Annotated in this window: 12 protein-coding genes and 1 tRNA gene; 11 read left to right on the forward strand and 2 right to left on the reverse strand. The window is 68.4% G+C overall.

The genetic code is table 11. The features are described 5' to 3' along the window. Nucleotides 1-185: 185 nt before the first annotated feature. A complete protein-coding gene (locus K7W42_RS19500) occupies nt 186-2,378 on the reverse strand; it encodes a glycosyl transferase family 1 (RefSeq protein ID WP_224576801.1) in 2,193 nt (730 codons plus the stop codon). Between the two features lie 441 nt (nt 2,379-2,819). On the opposite strand from K7W42_RS19500, the gene K7W42_RS19505 reads away from it, so the two are divergent. The 4 genes from K7W42_RS19505 to K7W42_RS19520 are packed head-to-tail and all read left to right on the forward strand — an operon-like array spanning nt 2,820 to nt 7,104. Then, complete coding sequence (locus tag K7W42_RS19505) at nt 2,820-3,368, forward strand: gluconate 2-dehydrogenase subunit 3 family protein (protein WP_224576803.1); 549 nt, start codon at nt 2,820-2,822, stop codon at nt 3,366-3,368. Nucleotides 3,369-3,426: 58 nt separating this feature from the next. Then, on the forward strand, nt 3,427-4,989 hold the full coding sequence (locus tag K7W42_RS19510; protein WP_224576805.1) for a GMC family oxidoreductase: 1,563 nt from the start codon (nt 3,427-3,429) through the stop codon (nt 4,987-4,989). Nucleotides 4,990-5,023: 34 nt separating this feature from the next. After that, nucleotides 5,024-6,361, forward strand: a complete 1,338-nt coding sequence (locus tag K7W42_RS19515; protein WP_224576807.1) for a family 1 glycosylhydrolase — start codon at nt 5,024-5,026, stop codon at nt 6,359-6,361. Nucleotides 6,362-6,363: 2 nt separating this feature from the next. Further along, a complete protein-coding gene (locus tag K7W42_RS19520) occupies nt 6,364-7,104 on the forward strand; it encodes an alpha/beta fold hydrolase (RefSeq protein WP_224576809.1) in 741 nt (246 codons plus the stop codon). 147 nt (nt 7,105-7,251) lie between these two features. On the opposite strand, the gene K7W42_RS19525 is transcribed toward K7W42_RS19520, so the two are convergent. Then, nucleotides 7,252-7,328 (reverse strand) — tRNA-Arg (locus K7W42_RS19525). 144 nt (nt 7,329-7,472) lie between these two features. On the opposite strand from K7W42_RS19525, the gene K7W42_RS19530 reads away from it, so the two are divergent. The 7 genes from K7W42_RS19530 (at nt 7,473) to K7W42_RS19560 (ending at nt 17,320) form a co-directional block, all read left to right on the forward strand. Then, a complete protein-coding gene (locus tag K7W42_RS19530) occupies nt 7,473-8,192 on the forward strand; it encodes a roadblock/LC7 domain-containing protein (RefSeq protein WP_224576811.1) in 720 nt (239 codons plus the stop codon). Then, a complete protein-coding gene (locus K7W42_RS19535; protein WP_224576813.1) occupies nt 8,189-9,799 on the forward strand; it encodes a hypothetical protein in 1,611 nt (536 codons plus the stop codon). Before K7W42_RS19530 ends, K7W42_RS19535 begins: the two co-directional genes overlap by 4 nt. Further along, nucleotides 9,799-11,805 (forward strand): coiled-coil domain-containing protein, encoded by a 2,007-nt coding sequence (locus tag K7W42_RS19540; protein ID WP_224576815.1) that lies wholly within the window; start codon nt 9,799-9,801, stop codon nt 11,803-11,805. Before K7W42_RS19535 ends, K7W42_RS19540 begins: the two co-directional genes overlap by 1 nt. Then, complete coding sequence (tsaE, locus tag K7W42_RS19545) at nt 11,802-12,245, forward strand: tRNA (adenosine(37)-N6)-threonylcarbamoyltransferase complex ATPase subunit type 1 TsaE (RefSeq protein ID WP_439648873.1); 444 nt, start codon at nt 11,802-11,804, stop codon at nt 12,243-12,245. Before K7W42_RS19540 ends, tsaE begins: the two co-directional genes overlap by 4 nt. Before the next feature lie 61 nt (nt 12,246-12,306). Continuing rightward, nucleotides 12,307-15,987, forward strand: a complete 3,681-nt coding sequence (locus K7W42_RS19550; RefSeq protein WP_224576817.1) for an eCIS core domain-containing protein — start codon at nt 12,307-12,309, stop codon at nt 15,985-15,987. Next, entirely contained in the window at nt 15,984-17,024 is a 1,041-nt protein-coding gene (locus K7W42_RS19555) for a hypothetical protein (RefSeq protein WP_224576820.1), read from the forward strand. Before K7W42_RS19550 ends, K7W42_RS19555 begins: the two co-directional genes overlap by 4 nt. Next, a complete protein-coding gene (locus K7W42_RS19560; RefSeq protein ID WP_224576822.1) occupies nt 17,021-17,320 on the forward strand; it encodes a hypothetical protein in 300 nt (99 codons plus the stop codon). Before K7W42_RS19555 ends, K7W42_RS19560 begins: the two co-directional genes overlap by 4 nt. Nucleotides 17,321-17,401: the final 81 nt, after the last annotated feature.

The raw sequence follows: 17,401 nt of genomic DNA on the forward strand, positions 1-17,401 counted from the left end.
CGGTCAGCTCAAAAACAACTAAAGGCAACTATAAGTGCGGACGCCTCTTTACACTGTTCAGGACGCCTTGAACAAGACTTGAACGTTTCTTGCCCTGACCAAGGTGTGAACCAAAAAGTTCTGGAATGTGTCTTAAGAATGTGGCCTGGCGCAGGAAATGCCACCTGGCCGCAGAACGCTGGTGGTCAGGGCGGCCAGCGGTCCTCGTCCAGCGCTGTCCAGGTGGGTGGGGGCCAGGCCGGGGCATCCAGCAGCGCAGTCTCCAGAGCCAGGCGGGCGACGTTCAGGCTGGGGAGAGGGGGCAGCCCGCGCAGGTATTGCGCCGTAAGCGCTCCTCTAATTAGCGGCTCTAAATCCTGAAGGGTCTGCTCACAGGCCGCCTCAACCGCTTCATAGGCCAGGGCCACTGCCGTCAGGGCCGCCGCCTGGTCTGGGCCGTCCAGCAGCCGAGTGGCGTGGCGGGTCAGGTGCCAGGCCCCCTCCAGCCCAGCAGCAACTCTGACAAAGCGGCGGCCCTGCTGGTCGTCCTGCTGGCGACTGGTGAGCCGCAGCGCCTGCCGCCCGGCCTCGAACAGGCGGTCAGCCGCGCCCAGCCTGAGCGCCAGCCGGCGCAGCGTCTGGCCGCCCACCGTAGCAGGTGGCCAAGTTCCATCGGGCAATCCCAGGAGGGTGATCTCAGGAGGCGCAAACCCAGCCAGCTGCGGCCTCCAGAGCGCCAGGGCCCAGCCCCCGCCAGGCCTCTGAACGGGCGCGACCAGATGGTCGACCAGATCAGCCTCCTCAGGCCAGCCGCGCGGCCACCTGCTAAAGGCCCGGTCGGGGGCCAGCAGCGACTCTTCGGCCTCCTCTGGGAGATACAGCCCAAACAGGTCTCCGGCCCGGACGGCCTGCGCCACCTGCTCACGCTGCAGGGGGGTGCCCAGCCTGTTCATCAGGTCCAGGGCGCCCAGGTGAGACTCGTACAGTTGCGCAGCCTCAGAATGAAGACGGCTTAGCAGCCGCAGCACCGTCAGGGCACCCCGGTCGTCCAGCCCCAGCCCCCCAGCCTGAAGCGGCAGCGGCGCGCGGAGGGCGTGGGTTGCCCGCAACAGGTGCAAGGCGGCTCCTGTGCGGTCCTCCTCGACTTCGTGGGTACTGCTCTGGGCCGTCTGGGTCAGGTGGTGGCAGAAGGTGGCCAGCGTTACCGCCGGGGGAGGGAGCGGCTCGGCCGGGGTCACCGCCTGCACGCGGGCCAGGGCGGCGCCCAGCGCCGGGTCAGCTGCGCGGTGACCCAGGGCGTCGGGATAGTCCCACAGCCCGTTGGGGCAGTGGCGGTCATCGTCCCAGCCGGGGTGGTTGACCACCGGGTACAGGCACACCCCCAGCACGGGCACGCCGCGCGCCCGCGCCGCCAGCGCGCCGCGCGCCACCTGCTCCAGCCAGGGCGCGCGGGCGTCGCCCTCGGCGCCGGTTTCGGCGATTAGCAGCGGCCGGCCGTAACGGTCATGCACGGCGGCCAGCAGCAGGTCCAGAGGCTGGTAGGCCGGCTGGTCAGGGGTCACGCGCTCACGGGCTTCCGGCTGGGGATGGTGGTGCCACTGGTTATAGGGGTAGTAGTTCAGGCCGATGACATCCACGTACTCGGGGCCGCCGCCCAGTTCCGGGTGGACGCGGCCCAGCAGTAGGTCCAGGGCTTCAAACTGGCCTTCATGCTCGCGCCCGGCGGCCCCGGCCTCGTGGGGGCGGTCGGGGTGGGCATGAACGGCAATCAGCGGCTCGGCATGCAAGAAGCGGACGCCAGGGTCCACGCGCCGCGCCGCGTCCATGCCCGCAATGGCGGCCCGCACCAACTGCGCCTTCAGGCCGGCGCCCCGGCCCCGTGCAAACGGGTTGAGGTAACCCACCTCGCCCCCGCCCCAGGCGAAAAACGAGATTTCGTTGATGGGACACAGCCACAGCTCGCCGTGGGTGCGGGCCCTCAACCAGGCCGCCGCCGCCTGCACATAGCGGGCAAACTGCGCCGGAAACTCTGGCGAGAACACGTCCACGAAATCCGGCAAGCCGTAGTGCAGCAGGTCCCAGATCACCGGCACCCCGGCGGAGGCCGCGCCCACCACCTGCGCCTCGACACTGGAGAAATCGAACTCGCCGGGGCGGCGCTCGATCAGGTGCCAGCGCAGGCCGTCGCGCGCGCCGCCCAGGCCCCAGGCGGCCAGCCGGGCGTAGTCCTGCGCGGCCCAGCGGTCATGACCCGTGGCGTCAATCACGTCAATGCGCCGCCCTGATGGCCGCCGCTGCGTGGAGCACTCGAAGCCCCCCAGCCAGAAGGTGGCAAACGGCGAGGGCGCGGCCAGTTCCGGAAGCGGCGGCGGTGCTGGCCGCGCCGTAGGGGCACTCACGACTGGTCCAGAGACAGCCCTGGCAGCCCTCTGCAAGCAGGGAGAAGACAGCACAGAAGCCTGGCCGCGCCGCAGCGGCAGACACAGGGCTGGGAGCGCTGCCAGTTCACGTCCGCAATCGTGGCATGGCGCGGCGCCCGCCCCGGTGAGGGCCAGCCCAAGGCGGTCTGAAGGCAATTCAGGGGTGAACCTCCATCTGATACAAATTGCGGTTGACCCTCACGGGTCAACCCGAACAGAGCGAGCAGCAAAGGAAACGGGTTGCGGGAGATGGATGAGGATGCAGTGCTTTCCTGCATCCTCAGGAACCGGACGCAATCCGTATGCCTCTCTTTAGACCCCCTTGAGGGTTGAGAAACCGTCAGTCTTCGTACCCTCTGGGCGGGGCCGCAGGTTTGACCATAGCGTCCAGTCCCGCCCGCAGGTGGGCCCAGGAGCCTGATGACCAAGCCGCCTCTTCCTTCTGACCGAGCCGCCGTAAGACAGTTGCTGGTCTCCGGTCATGTGACGCCGGCCACCCGCGCTGTGCTGGAGCACCGACTCATGCCCCCTGAGCCAGCGGGCCAGGTATTCACCCCCGCCGAGCTGACGCGGCTGCGGGCGGTGGCGGCCCGGCTGGTGCCCCACGATCCCGCCGAACACGACCTGGTCGGCGCGGTCGAAGGGCGACTGGCGCGTCAGGAAGGGAAGGGCTGGCGGTACGCCGAGCTGCCGCCTGGTGCCGAGGCTTACCGCGCCCTGCTGGGGAGCCTGGGCCCCGCATTTGAGGAACTCTCAGCTGCGGAGCAAGACGCGGCGCTGTCTGCGGCCCAGCGCGCGCAGCCCCGCGCCTTCGAGGACCTGCTGGCCGAGCTGGTTGAGGCGTATGCCAGCCATCCCCTGACCCAGTGGCGCTGGGGCGTGGTGCCCTACGCCGATGTGCCGGGCTGGGCCAGCCCTGGTCTGAATGCCCGCGAAGCCTGGGAACCCCCGCTGCCGGAGCCGGAGTGAGCGCAAGGTTCCGCACTCTGCGCGTCACCGCACACCCACCCAGGCCAGGAAGGCCGCAGTGAGCGGGCGCGAGATGGTAGACGCGGTGGTGGTGGGCACCGGAGCGGGCGGCGCGCCGCTGCTGTCGCGCCTAGCCGGGGCGGGCCTGCGGGTGGTCGCGCTGGAAGCAGGCCGCCGTCACCCCCTGCCCGCCGTGGCCACCGACGAGAAGGCGCAGGCAGGGCTCTTCTGGACCGATGAGCGGCTCTCGGCGGGCGCCGACCCTCTGGGGTTTGGCAACAACAATTCGGGCTGTGGGGTGGGCGGCTCCACGCTGCACTACACCGCCTACACCCCCCGCGCCCAGCCGGATGATTTCCGCCTGCGCACCGAGTTTGGCGTGGGTGAAGACTGGCCGCTGAGCTACGCCGATCTGGCGCCTTACTACGCAGAGGTCGAAGGTTTTCTAGGGGTGTCTGGCCCCACACCCTACCCCTGGGGCCCCGCGCGGGACCAGGGCTATCCCCACCCGCCGCTCCCCCTGAACAGCGCCGCCCAGCTGATGGCACGCGGCTGCGAGGCTGTCGGCCTGCGGACCTCGCCCGCCGCCAACGCGGCGCTGTCCCGCCCCCAGACCCAGGAAGGCTACGGCCTCCGCCCGGCCTGCACCCACCGGGGCTTTTGCCAGGCCGGGTGCTCGGTGGGGGCCAAAGGCAGTATGGACGTGACCTACCTGCCCCTGGCCGAGGCGCGCGGCGCCCAGATTCGGCCTGAGAGCTTCGTGGTGGACATCACACGTGTGGGGGACCGTGTCACAGGCGTGGAATACCTGCGCGGCGGCCAGCTGCACTGGCTGGGGGCGCGGCACGTCTTTCTGTGTGCCGGCGGCATCGAGACGCCGCGTCTGCTGCTACAGCACGGCCTGGCCAACAGCAGCGGGCAGGTGGGGCGCAACTTCATGGCGCATGTGGGGCTGCAACTGTGGGGCGAGTTTGAGGAGGACACCCGCCCACACAAGGGCATTCCCGGCGCCCTAATTTCCGAGGACACCCACCGCCCCGCCCGCCTGGACAGCTTTGGCCCCGCCGACTTTGCTGGCGGCTACCTGCTTCAGTCCATCGGCGTGATGCCCGTGACCTACGCCTCACAGCTGGCGCGCGCCACGGGCACCTGGGGCCCGGCGCTGCTGGAGCGGCTGCGCGGCTATGGCCACGTGGCCGGCATCAACGTGCTGGGGGACTGCCTGCCGCACGCCCACAACTTCCTTGACCTCTCGGACGAACTTGACAGGCGGGGTCTGCCCAAGCCCCGGATTCACTTCACCTGGGGCGAGAACGAGCGGCGCATGACCGCCCACGCCGAACGGGTGATGCGCGCCGTCTGGGAGGCCGCCGGGGCGCGCAAGGTCTGGAGCTATCCGCGCGGCGCCCACATTATCGGCACCGCCAGGATGGGCCTCGACCCCGCCACCAGTGTCGTGGACCCCGATGGCCGCAGCTGGGACCTGGAGGGCCTGCACATTCTGGACAACTCCATCTTTCCCAGCGCCCTGAGTGTCAACCCGGCGCTGACCATCATGGCGCTGTCGCTGCGCGCCGCCGACCGCTTTCTGGCCCGCCTGGCCACGGAGGTTCACCCATGACACACCCTTCTCTTGTCGGGAGCGCCCACTAACGATGGCCGGCGGATTTCTGGACCTGATTCAGAAGGCGGCGCCGGACGGCCAGTACCCCGGCGACCAGTACGGAGGCGCGGCGGGGGCCGACGGCTCGGGGGCCCCGACCGGGACGGCGCAGAACTTCATGTTTGCCACAGGCATCGAATGCTCAAATCCGACCATTCAGGGCGGGCGGGTGCGGCGTGACCTGCTGGCCGAATGCGGGCACTACGACCACTGGCAGCAGGACCTCGCGCTGGTGCAGGATCTGGGCCTCAAGTACCTGCGCTACCACCTGCCGCTGCACCGGACTTTCGTAGGACCAGGGCGCTACGACTGGGAATTTGCCGACGCCGCCATGAACGAGATCCGGCGTCTGGGGCTGACGCCCATTCTGGACCTGATGCACTTCGGCGTGCCCGACTGGCTGGGCAACTTTCAGAACCCGGAACTGCCGCTGCACTTTGAGGCGTATGCCGAGGCGGTCGCGCGGCGTTACCCCTGGGTGCGCTTTTACACGCCCATCAACGAGATTTATGTCACGGCGCGCAACAGCGCCAAAGACGGTCTATGGAACGAGGAACTGAAAACCGACCAGGGGTTCGTAACCGCCATGAAGCACCTGTGTGCGGCCAGCATCCTGGCGTGTCAGGGCATTACCCGCGTGCGCAGCGACGCGATCATCGTGCAGAGCGAAAGCGCCGAGTACCTGCATGACGCCTCACCGACGCCCCGCCCCGACCTGGCCTTGATGAACCGGCTGCGCCTGCTGTCGCTGGACCTGCTGTACGGGGTGTGCCCCGACGCCGAAGTCATGCTGTACCTGCTGGACAACGGCCTGACCCGCGAGGAATACCAGTGGTTTATGGCGGGTGAACCGGCCGGCCACCAGATTATGGGCAGCGATTACTACGGCAAGAATGAGCACATCGTGCATCCAGACGGGTCCAGAACCCAGGCCGAGGACGTGCTGGGCTGGCGCGAAATCACCAGGACCTACCACGAGCGCTACCGCAAGCCGATTTTTCACACCGAGACCAATCATTTTGACCCGGACGTGGCCCCGACCTGGCTCTGGAAACAGTGGGTGAACGTGCTGACGGCCCGCAAAGACGACATGCCCGTGCTGGGCTTTACCTGGTACAGCCTGACCGACCAGATTGACTGGGACATTCAGCTGGCCGAACAGCGCGGCACAGTCAACCGCTGCGGCCTGTACGACCTCAGCCGCCAGCCGCGCCCTGTGGCCGGCGCCTACCGCGACCTGCTGTCACGCTACGGCCAGATTCCGGCCGTCCCCCACGGCGAGATGTTCGAGATGACCAGGGAACCCGCCCGCCTGCGGGTGGAGATCTAAGCATGAGCGCTGTGCGCTGGGTGCTGCTGCACGGCTTTGGGACCTCGGGCACGCTGTGGAACGAGGTGGCGGCCCGGCTGGCGGCCCCAACCTTCTGCCCAGACCTCCCCGGCTTTGGGACAGCGGCAGCCACTCCAGGCTTTTCAGTGGCGGAGATGGCTGACCATGTGCAGGCTGCCCTGGGACAACGCCCCTTTTTACTGGCAGGACACTCGATGGGCGCCAAGGTGGCCACCGAACTGGCCGCGCGCCGTCCCCCTGGGCTACGCGGCCTGGCGCTGGTGGCGCCCTCACCGCCGGGCGGCGAACCCATGACCGATGAGGACCGCACCCGCCTGAAAAACGCCTGGAACGACCCAGCGCAGCTGCGCGCTCTATACGCCCGCATCACCCGCCGTCCCCTTGAGGCCAGCGCCCTGGCTGACCTGCTGCGCGGGGGCCAGCAGGCGAGCCCGCACGCCTGGGCTGCCTGGCCCGAGCAGGGCAGCCGCGAGAACCTGCGTGACCGCGCGGCGGCCGTGACGGTCCCCACCCTGATTCTGGCTTCACGCGATGACCCAGCAATTTCCCTGGCCACAGTTGAGGAAGCGGTGGTGCCGCTGTACCAGGCGCCGAGGGTCCAGCTCCTCGCGGGCGTGGGCCACCTCCTGCCCCTAGAGGCACCGGACGAGGTGGCGCAGAAGCTGAAGCAGTGGGCCGACGATTTGCAGAGGGGCTCAAGGTCATTCCGGCAGGACGATTGAGCAGAGGCCTTTCCACACCACGATGCTGCGCTGACCCGTACCTGCCGAAGCGGTGAGCAAGCCCAGAGACGTTCATAGCTCAGTTCTAGAACCGACAGCTCAGGTGGAAAAAGACAACCCCGCACCGAAGCGGGGTCTTGTTCTTCCTGGCGCACTCGACTGGATTCGAACCAGTGGCCTGCCCCTTAGGAGGGGGCCGCTCTATCCAACTGAGCTACGAGTGCAAGGGGCGTGGGAATGCCACACTGGGCGCGCAAAGTATAGCAGGGGGGCAGGCCACCCCTGCACGCCCGGCATCAACTTGGGGCACAATCCAGATGAGACAAAAATGTAAGCGGGGCTTTCCTATACTCCCTTGAGGTTCCTCAATGACGAACGCTGTGTACACCCTCGTAGTCCGCGCCTTATCGGGCGTCGTCTCTGACCGTGCGGCTGAAACCATATTGCGGGCGGTGCTGCGCGAGCAGGGCCTCTCGGCCGAATCGGTCTCGGCGCAGGACATGCAAAAGGTGCTGTCTGGCCCGCTGCTGTCCCGCCTGAGCACGGTGCTGCCTCCCGCGCGCGCCCGCAAGGAACTGGCTGTGCTCTCCAAACAACTGGAGTCGCAGTATCCCAAAGCGCCCACGCTGTTTACCCAGAGCGGCCCGGTGGCCACCTGGGACGAGCCGCAGAACGAAACCACGTTCGACGACCTGGGCCTGGGTGCCGACGACTTCGAGTTCGATGACCCCGACTACGGCGCGGCGCCCATCACCCGCACCTATGACCTGACCCAGCCGGGCGACCAGGACGCCCTGATTCAGAACCTGGGGCGCCTGAGCGGCGTGCAGGGCGTGATGGTCTGCCGCGCCACCGGCGAGGTGCTGCGCGTCAAGGCGGTGCGGGACCCGGCGGGCCTGGGCGGCGTGGTGGCCGCCAGCGCCATGCTGTTTCAGAAGCGGTCCCTCAAATTGATGTCGGCCGATCTGGGCGGGCAGACCGTGTGCGTCTGCCCGCTGGGTGGGTACTGCGTGGCGGTGGTCGCCACCTCGCAGGCCAACGTGGGCCGGCTGCTCGTGGAGTTGCAGCAGCTGCGGGTGGCGGCATGACCCGCCTCTCCACCCTGGCCGCCCTGAGCTTGGCCCTAAGTATTGGTGCGGCCAGCGCCCAGGACCTCAGCGCCTACAACGCCCTGGCCACCAATCTGGACGGCGCCGTGCAGGCCCGCGCCCAGTCGGCCCAGGCCGCCCTGACCCGGCTGGACGCGGCGCAAACGGCCCTGGGCACCCTGGCCCCCACCCTGCGCAACCAGCAGATTGTGCGCGGCCTGAATGACGCCGTGCAGGGCGCGCGCGCCTCGCTGGCCCGTACGCCCGCCGAACTGGAAGCCCAGGTGCTGCTGGCGCGCGGCCTGATGCGCAAGGCGCTGTATGACCAGACGCTGGCGGCCCTGGCCGCCGCCCCCGAGAACAGCAGCGCCCAACTGCGCGTGCTGGCGCGCGAGTTTGGTGTCACGGGCCAGGCGGCCCAGACCCTGACCCAGAGCGCCCAGGGCGGACGGCTGGAGCGCACCGCCTGGCAGCTTCAGCGCGCCGCCGCCGCCAGGGTCACGGCGGCCCTGGCGGCCACCCGCGCCGAGCAAACCACCGCCTCCTATGTCAATCTGGCGCGCGCCACCAGCTGGTTTACCACGGTGCAGGACGCGTCGGGCGTGGGCACGCTGCGGGTTTCGCAGTTTGGGGACGCGCTGCGGCAGCTGACCGCCGGCGACACTGCCGCGCTGGCGACCTCGCTGACCACCCTGCGTCAGGGCACAGCGGCCCTCAGCCGCAGTCTGGCCACCCCCCCGTCGGCCACCCCGGCCCCTGCCGACCCGGCCGGCACCCCCGACCCGACCCCGGGCCCCGGCACGGCCCCCGACACCACGGTGCCCACACAGCCGGACCCTGGCACCAGCCCTGACCCGGCCTCCACGCCGGCGCCCACCACCCCCACCGCCGGGCAGCTGGCGCAGGCGTACGCCGCGCTGGGCCGCGCGCAGGCGGCTGCCGGGCACGGCGACGCCGCCGGGGCGCGGGACGCCCTGGCCGCCGCCACGCAGGCGCTGGCCCGCGTGCCCTCGCCGCTGCGCGACACGGCCGCCTTTACTGGCGTGGTGGGCGCCGCCGAGGCCGCCCAGGGCCGCAGCGCCCTGCGGGTCAGCGACGTGCAGGCCCTGATTGCGGGTCTGGCAGGCGCCGAGCGTCAGGCCGCCGGGCAGGCCAGCAGCGCCCTGGACGCCGCCTCGCTGGGCACCAGCCGCTGGTTTTCAGGCTGGCTGCGGGTGCTGGTGTTCCTGCTGCTGGCGCTGGCCACCGCCGCGCCGCTGTACCTGCTAAACCTGGCCTTCGGCGGGCGCAACACCTACTGGCGCGCCATCATGGCAGGCCTGACCCTGCTGATGCTGCCCCTGATGCTCGAAGGCGTTTTTGGCCTGCTGGGCGCCCTGGGTGACGCTTTTGGCGCGGGCGCCCTGCGCAGCCTGACCAACCTCACGCTGAGCCAGGGGGCCTACGCCCTGCCGCTGTGGGCGCTGCTGGGCGCGGCGGCCATCGGCCTGATGACCTTCGGCTTCCGGGGCCTGTGCGAGCAGTTCGGTCTCCTGGGGGCTGGGTCGTCCTCCAAGAACAACACCGTCGAAACCGCCACCACGGTGGACTGGGATGAGGAACTCTGATGGCGACCCTGGGCCGACTGCCCGTCAAGATGCTGGGCGACCTCGTCTCGCCCCGCGCCCTGGAACGTATCCTGCAAGACGCGGCCCAGGCGCGCGGCGGCCAGCTGGACACCATTGACCCCGGCATGCTTGAAGACATCCTGAAAAAGGAGGTCTTCAAGCGCCTGCAACTCAGCGTGCCCGCACCCCTGGCCAAAAAGCGCGTCTCTGAAGTCCTGAACGAGCTGCTGAAATCCACCCAGGAGCGGCTGCTGCCCAACCAGCTCAGCTCGCTGCTGGGCCTGGAAGAAGGCGCGCGGCGCTTCTCGCTGTACTTCGACTGGCCCGAGACCCAGCGCCTGCGCGGCGTACTGAGCGTGGCCCGGCAGGAGGAAAAAGAAGGCCGCGACATCAGCGCGCTGGTGCAAGAAGGCCAGAACCTGATTGACACGATGGACCGCCGCCTGCAAGAAGGGCTGGTGGAGCAGGGTCAGGATCTGGCCGAACTGCGCGCCACCTTTGCGCGGGTGCAGGGCATGGGCGGCAAGGACGTGCGCCGCCTGGAAACCCTAATCGGGCAGATTGACGAGGCTCAGAAGCAGGCGACCCTGCTGCCCGGTGAGGTCGAGCGTGCCCGCAACCTCACCTTTAACCTGCGTAAGGCCCTGGAATCCTCGGTGGTGCAGACCGTCGAGAACCCGGCGCTGCCGACCTCGGCGACCATTCTGGACCCCGACGCCCAGGCGCGCGTGCTGGCGCTGGAACAGGAACACGCCGCGCAGCAGCTGGCCAGCGTCGAGCGCGAGTTTGCGGCCCTCTTGCAGGCCCGCCCCGAGCTGCGTGAACGCCACGAGGGCCTGCGCGCCCTGCACCAGGCCGCCCAGCTGACCGAAGACGTGGTCACCGGCTGGCGCGAGGACCTGAAAGCCGAGCGCGACCGCCTGCTGGCCGAGCAGCGCGCCCAACTGGCCCGCCTGGAAACCGAGCTGAGCCAGGGACAGGCCGGCGCCGATACCCGCATCGCCCTGGATTCGGCCCGGCACCTGCTCGACAGCGGCAGCCTGGCGACCGACGAACTGCAGGAACTCCAGGCCATGCAGACCGCCCTGAGTGCCGGCGTCAACGCCCGCGCCCAGATCGAAACGCAGCGCGAGCTGCTGGACATCGAGCGCTCGGCGCGCGACGTGCCCGGCGCCAGCGCTGACCTGGCCCCCCTGCTGGCCGACGCCCGCGCCGCCCTGGCGCGCGGCGAGGCCGTCGACGCCGGCCTGCTCTGGAGCGTGCTGGAACGCCGCATGGGCGCTGCCGCCCAGGAACGCGAGGACTTTGACGCCCGCGCCGACCGCGTAGTGCAGGAATACGACACGGTGCGCCACCTGGCCGGCGAGACCACCCAGCGCCTGGGCCGCCTGGCCGACACCCTGCGCGCCCAGCGCCGCCTAGGCCAGCTGAGCGCCCAGGCCCGCGAGCGTTACGCCCAGACCCTGACCGACGCCGAGGCCCTGCTGACTGAGGCCCACGCCGAATACCGCGCGGCCCAGGAGGTCACCTCGACCTTTGGCCAGGACGCCCTGAGCGGCCTGCTGGACGTGTTCGATTTCGAGGAAAACAGCCTGCTGGCCGCCAGCCCCGAGCCGTCTTCCTTCCCACTGACCCCTCCGACGCCTGTGGCTCCGACCACCCCCGCCGTCACGCCAGCGTCCCTGTTCGACACGCTGCTGTCGGCCCCCGTCACCCCGCCGCCCAGCGAGATGCCAGCGCCCACCGCACCCACCGAGAGTGCGGAAACCTGGACCTTCGAGGGCAGCCAGATTCGCCAGGGCGCCCACACCCTGGCGGCGCAGGGCCTGGCCACGCTGCTGACCCAGGCCACCGCGCTGGGGCTGCACCGCCTGGACATGGGTGACGCCACGCACGTCTGGTCGGCGCGCAGCACTGTGCCCGGCGAGTGGCGGGTGGGCCGCGCCCAGAACTGGACTGACCTAGACGAGCAGGTCGGCGCCTGGCTGGACACCGGGATGCCGTGACACTGGGCGCCTGGCCACTGGCGCCCGGCGAGACCAGCACGCTGCGCGGCCTCCCCGAGCAGCAGGCGTTCGGCGCCGCCTGGGCCGCCCTGCCTCCCGGCAGCGTGCTGTTTCTGGAAGGCGAGCTAGGGGCCGGCAAAACCAGCCTGACGCAGGGCCTAGCCCAGGCGCTGGGCTTTACAGAGCCCGTCACCAGCCCCACCTACGCCCTGATGAACCTCTACCCCACCCCGGCAGGCACCCTGCTGCATGTGGACGCCTACCGCGTGCGCGACCCCGCCGAACTGTACGAGATGGACCTGGAAGCGCTGATTGAAGGCAGCCGCCTGAGTGTCATCGAGTGGGGCGAGAGGCTGTATGCCGACTACCCAGAAGCGCCGGTGCTGCACCTGGAACACATGAAGAGTCCCGAAACCCGCCAGGTGACGCGGCGCCGCTAAAGACCGTGTGACTCGCTGCCCGAAATGACCTATTGTCAAGGTCAGTTTCGGAGGTCAAGGCATGTTTGAACAGCAGGGGGCGTCCCGCCGCGCCAGAACCACGCCCCGCCAGGAGGCGCAGCCCACCTCGCCGTCAGTCGCCCCCACCGTGGAGCGGGCGGTGCGGGTGGCGCAGGCACATCTTCACCGCCCGGTGCGGGTGCAGCGTCAGGTGGCGGGGCCGGTGCTCAGGGCCGCCAGTTTGCAGCAAGCCGAGGTGGCCCGTGTGGGCGTGCAGCGCGCTGCGGTGGCCGGGCAATTGGCGGCCCTCCCCGCTGGTTTGGCGCCGACCCCGCGTGTCCCTGAGCCCGTGCCCACTCAGCCAGTCACGCCAGGCCAGTGGGTCACAGTCATGCGTCACCGCGCCGAGCAGGTCGAGGGCGTGCCGCTGGACACCCGCGCCGCCGCCCAGTTCAGCGCCCTACAGCGTCAGGTCGCCCAGACCCTTGCCCAGGGCTTCCGCACCGACCGGGGGCCGGCGGCTGAACGCCACGCCACCTACGGCGACCACCTGGCCTCGTTGCAGCGGCATCCGGCGAGTGCTCAGGTGGCCCGCGCAGTGCTGGGCCTGGTGCCTGGTGGAGAACGCCTGGCCCTGCAACGCGCGGCCGACCACGCGGCCCAGCGCTTTGCGGCCCAGGAAGCTCAGGCGGCGCAGGCTCTGCATGCTCAGGCGTTGCAGCGGCAACTGGCGGAGCTGGACGCCGAAGCGACCCAGCCGGTCTTGCAGCGGATTCAGGCCCGGCGGGGCAGCGGAAATCCCCTGCCCGAAGCGGTTCAGCGGCATCTGGAACAGGGCCTCAACCACGACCTGAGTGGGGTCCGCATTCACGATGATGCTGAGGCGCACACCCTGGCCACTGGCGTCAAAGCGCTGGCATTTACAACTGGCAGCGATATTTTCTTCCAGAGCGGGCAATTCAATCCGAACACGCAATCGGGACTGGAACTGCTGGCACACGAGGTCACGCATACGGTGCAGCAGCGCCAGGGGCGGGTCGGGCCAGGCATTGACCCCGACGCTGGGCTGGAGACAGAAGCCCGCACCATGGGCGCCAGACTGGCCGCCGCTCCCCTGCCACGGAAGGCCCGCGCGGTCAAGCGGCCGGCTCCCTCGCTCACCACGGCGCCGCAGACCACCGCCGTTCAGCGCTGGGGCCTGAGCGACCTGAAAAAGCTGGCGGGCTCGGCCAAAACCAAACTGGCTGGCGCAGTCAAGACCGTACAGAACGCCGCGCAGCAGCGAATTCAGAAGACGGTCAAGAGCGTGCAGAAAGCGGCGGCCCCCGCCATCAAGGCCGCACGCCAGGCGGTTCACAAGGCCCAGCAGCAGGCCACGCGCCTGACCAACACAGTCAGCCAGAAGCTTCAGAAGGCCGGGAAAACCGTACGCGAACATGCGGGCGGCGCCCTCAGGGCCGCGCAGCAGCGGGCGCGGCAGGCCGTGGCCCACACCAGAGCCAAAGCCCAGCAGCTGGCACACGGGGCCCGGCAGTTCGCCCAGCGCGCCGGCCAGACGGCCCGCAAAGTCCAGGCGCAGGTCAGCCAGGCCACGCGGAGCGCAGTGACCACCCTGGGCCGCGCGGCGCAGAACGCTGTCACCACCCTGAGCCAGAAGGCGCAGCAGGCCAAACGTGCCCTGAAGACCGCTACCACTTCCCTGGTCAACACGGCCAAGGCCAAAGCCACCCAACTGTATGAGCGGGCCAGGGCAACGGGCACGCAACTCCTCAAGGCCACAGCCAAGGCCAAGCAGAAGGCCAAGGGAACGCTCAAGCAGGCCTGGAGCACCGCCAAGACGAAGGCGGCCGAGGGCTGGAACGCGTCTGTAGACGGCGCCAAAGCCCTTCAGCAGAACGTGGCAGGCAAAATCAATACCATCAAGAACAGTCCCCGGTTCAAGGCGACTGTCAGCTTCCTGAAGTCGGCGGGCATTCAGGTGCTCAAGGTCGGCACGGCCATCGTGGTGGGGGGCGCCGTGATTGCGGGCGCCGCTGCCCTGACCGCCGCGACAGGTGGCCTGGCGGGCCCGGCACTGGTGGCGGCCCTCTTTGCTTCTGGGGCTCTGGGCGGCGCGGCCAGCACCGTGGTGGGTAACCTGCTGGAAGGCCGTAAGGACAAGAACGGCAACCCAGTCGCCTGGGACGACGGCATCAGCGCCAAGAGCATCATCACAGATGGCGCCCTGGGCGTGGTTCTGGGACCAGCCGCCAAACTGGTCGGCGGTGTGGTGCGCGGCGCCGCGCGGCCAGTGCTGACCGGCCTGGGCCGGGCGGCCACCCGCTACACGCCGACCTTCGCCAGCGGCGCGCGTGCCTTGGCGGGCTACGCCCGCACTGGGGCAGGCCATGTGGGCCGCGCCGCTCAGAACGCGGCCACAGGGGTCGCCGGGCGGTGGACCACCCTGAAAGGCGCCGTCAGCCCAGCCCTGACGGCCGTGGGGAGCAGCTTGCCGGGCCGGATGGTGGGCGGCGCGTTTCGCGGCCTGGACACGGTGTTCAGCGCTGGGGTGCGGGGACTGGCCAAAGCCGGTCGGGGCGCCACGGCTCTGGGTGGGCGCGGCGTTAAACGTGCGAGCGACTGGGCAAAAAGCCAGTTGGCCGGCCGGCCAGGCCTGGCCAATGCACTGCGGGCACCCGGCCGTGGTCTGGGGCAGGTCGGTGACAAGGTGAAACTGGCCGGCTACAAGGTGCGCGACACCGCAACCCGTGGCTGGCGGCAGGGCACCACCTCTATCAGAGGGGTCGAAACCCAGATGAGAGCAAACCTGAGCAGCTTGGGCCTCCCTGTCAATCCAACCCGCTCTTTCTCAGGCCAAGTCTTTGCCGCCGCCGAGCGCAACCTCGCGGCCATGCGTAATTACGCTTCGGCCGAGGCGAAAGTTATTGGCGCGGAGGTTCGTAACCAGTGGTACGGCTCGGCTGGCTCGGGGGGCGTCTTGCGAACAGGCCGTGAGATGGACAACCTGGTCGCCAGTCATCCAGCGCTGGCTGCCGGCTGGAAGACCGAATTGGGCCGCGCCAGAGGCATCCTGATTGGCGCCAGAGCGCAGGCCCTACGCCTAGAGGCCCAGGCGGCAGGCCGAACCCTGTCCAACAATGCGGCCAAACGGCAGGCGCGGGCGCTGATTACGCCGGACGACGTGTACCGTCAGGCCACCCAGTCTGTGCGTGGGCCTTTCCTGGCCCAGGCGACCCAGGCTTACCGCGCCCAGTCTCGAATGGCCGTGACTGGCATTGATCCCACCAAGGGCCTGCTGGGACAGCTGCCTCAGATGTACCGCACTGGGGCCCGGCAGATGTGGGAACAGGCCCGGGGCAAGTCGAACGAGCTGCGCCTGGCCGGAAGCAGTGCAGGGGCCGGGGCACTGGCCGGCGGCTGGCTGAGTGAAGAGGTGTTTAAAACGTTCACGGCAGGAACAACCGACTCTTACAAGAAAGACGAGCAGAGCCTCTTCCCTGGCCGGCAGCATCTGAACGCCGGGAGCGAGAAGGTCCAGCAGGATTTCCTGAAGAATGTCGTGACCGGGATGACGGGGCTGACGCCCGAGGCGCAGGGGGGCCGCCTGATGGTGGGCACGCCGTTTGACCGCCTCGTCAAAACAAATGCCACTTACACGGGAACGACCTCAATTACAGAAACCAAAGAGCTGAGTTACGAAACCCCAGAAGCCGAGCAACCCGCTCAGGTTCAGGCGCCGTGAGTTTCCTGCGAGCAGTCAAACTTCTCCTGACACGGCCGACGCGCGCCCGCGAAACGCCACGGGTGGCGTACGCCTCTCCCCGCGCCGCTGTTCTGGCGTTTCTAAACGATCCGCAGTGGCGTGCAGAGTCTCTGGCGCAGCAGGACAACTGGATTCGGTTCCGATATGACGGCGTGGTGGGCGAATGGCTGGACGACCCTGACGGCGACTGGCTGCAGCTGCGCTTCCGGCAGCCCATAACCGAGGCCCAGCGGGCCAGCGAACTGGCAAAGTACGAAGGCTGGTCCGTCCTCTGCGCGCAGCACACACTCTTCCGCTGGGACATTGATGAGGCAGCGCAGGACTATTACGGCGACGTCTCTATTCTCTTTCACGAGCAATACAACCAGATTGAATGCATTCGCCTGGCTTTTAACAGCGCGAAACTCTTCTTGCAAGAGAGTAATCAGATTGCCCTTGACAGGTCAAATGACTTTTTTGTGGAAAGTCGCAGGGAACCAAGTGTCGCCCTGTGCCTCTGGCGTTGGTTTGATAGTCCATTGGCACCAGAAGGGACGAGAGTCTTCAAAAGTACATACAGTGAGCACTGGTTTGAAACGGGTTCTGCCGTGTGCTCAGTGATGGCTGAGCAGTGGCTTTACTACGGCCGCATCGCTTACACGAGTGGCGACTATCAGAGTTATATGCAAGCAAGCGATGAACGCCGCCTCATGCTCTATAAGATGCATCTCGGCTTGCAGCGCTGGTTTCCTCGCCTGCGGAACTTCGTGCTGATGACGGGCAATCCGGCCAACGACGGCGGCAACGAAACCAGCCTGTCCATCATGGTCTCCAGCGGCACCGACGCTGCGCCTATCTTTGACCGCATGTTCCGAGAGTTTTACGAGCAGGTCACCGAACTGACCGAGTGGTTCAACTTCGACTTCAACCCCCAGACCGCACCCTGGTTTGACCACAGCGTCAAGACACCCCAGAAGGGCTATACCCGGCAATCTGCACCCAGAGGGATGCCAGAGCTGGCCAAGGAGCATCCATGACCACCATTCAATTTGGCCGCCAGGCTGTTCAGCGCCCGCCCTTTGACATTAATGGCCTGACCTTCTCCTCTGTGCCGCTCTCGCTGGCCGAAGAGCGGCAGCTGGCGAGCGCTGGCCAGGACGCCGAGACCGACGACGCCGTGATGGACGCGCTGCTCAATGTGCTGACCGAACTGCTGAACACCCGCGCCCAGGGCGAGATGGTCACCACGGACTGGCTCATGGAGAACCTGACGCCTGCCGATCTGGAAGGCATCGTGGCCCACCTGCGAGGCGAAGCAGACGCCGGCGCGTAGGCACTTTTTCCACGGTGCGTGGCGCCCTGGCCCCCGCCTTCGTCTTTTCTTGAGAATCCGGCGGTCCAGGCGCGCACTGTC

The organism is Deinococcus betulae (assembly GCF_020166395.1).
GTDB lineage: Bacteria > Deinococcota > Deinococci > Deinococcales > Deinococcaceae > Deinococcus > Deinococcus betulae.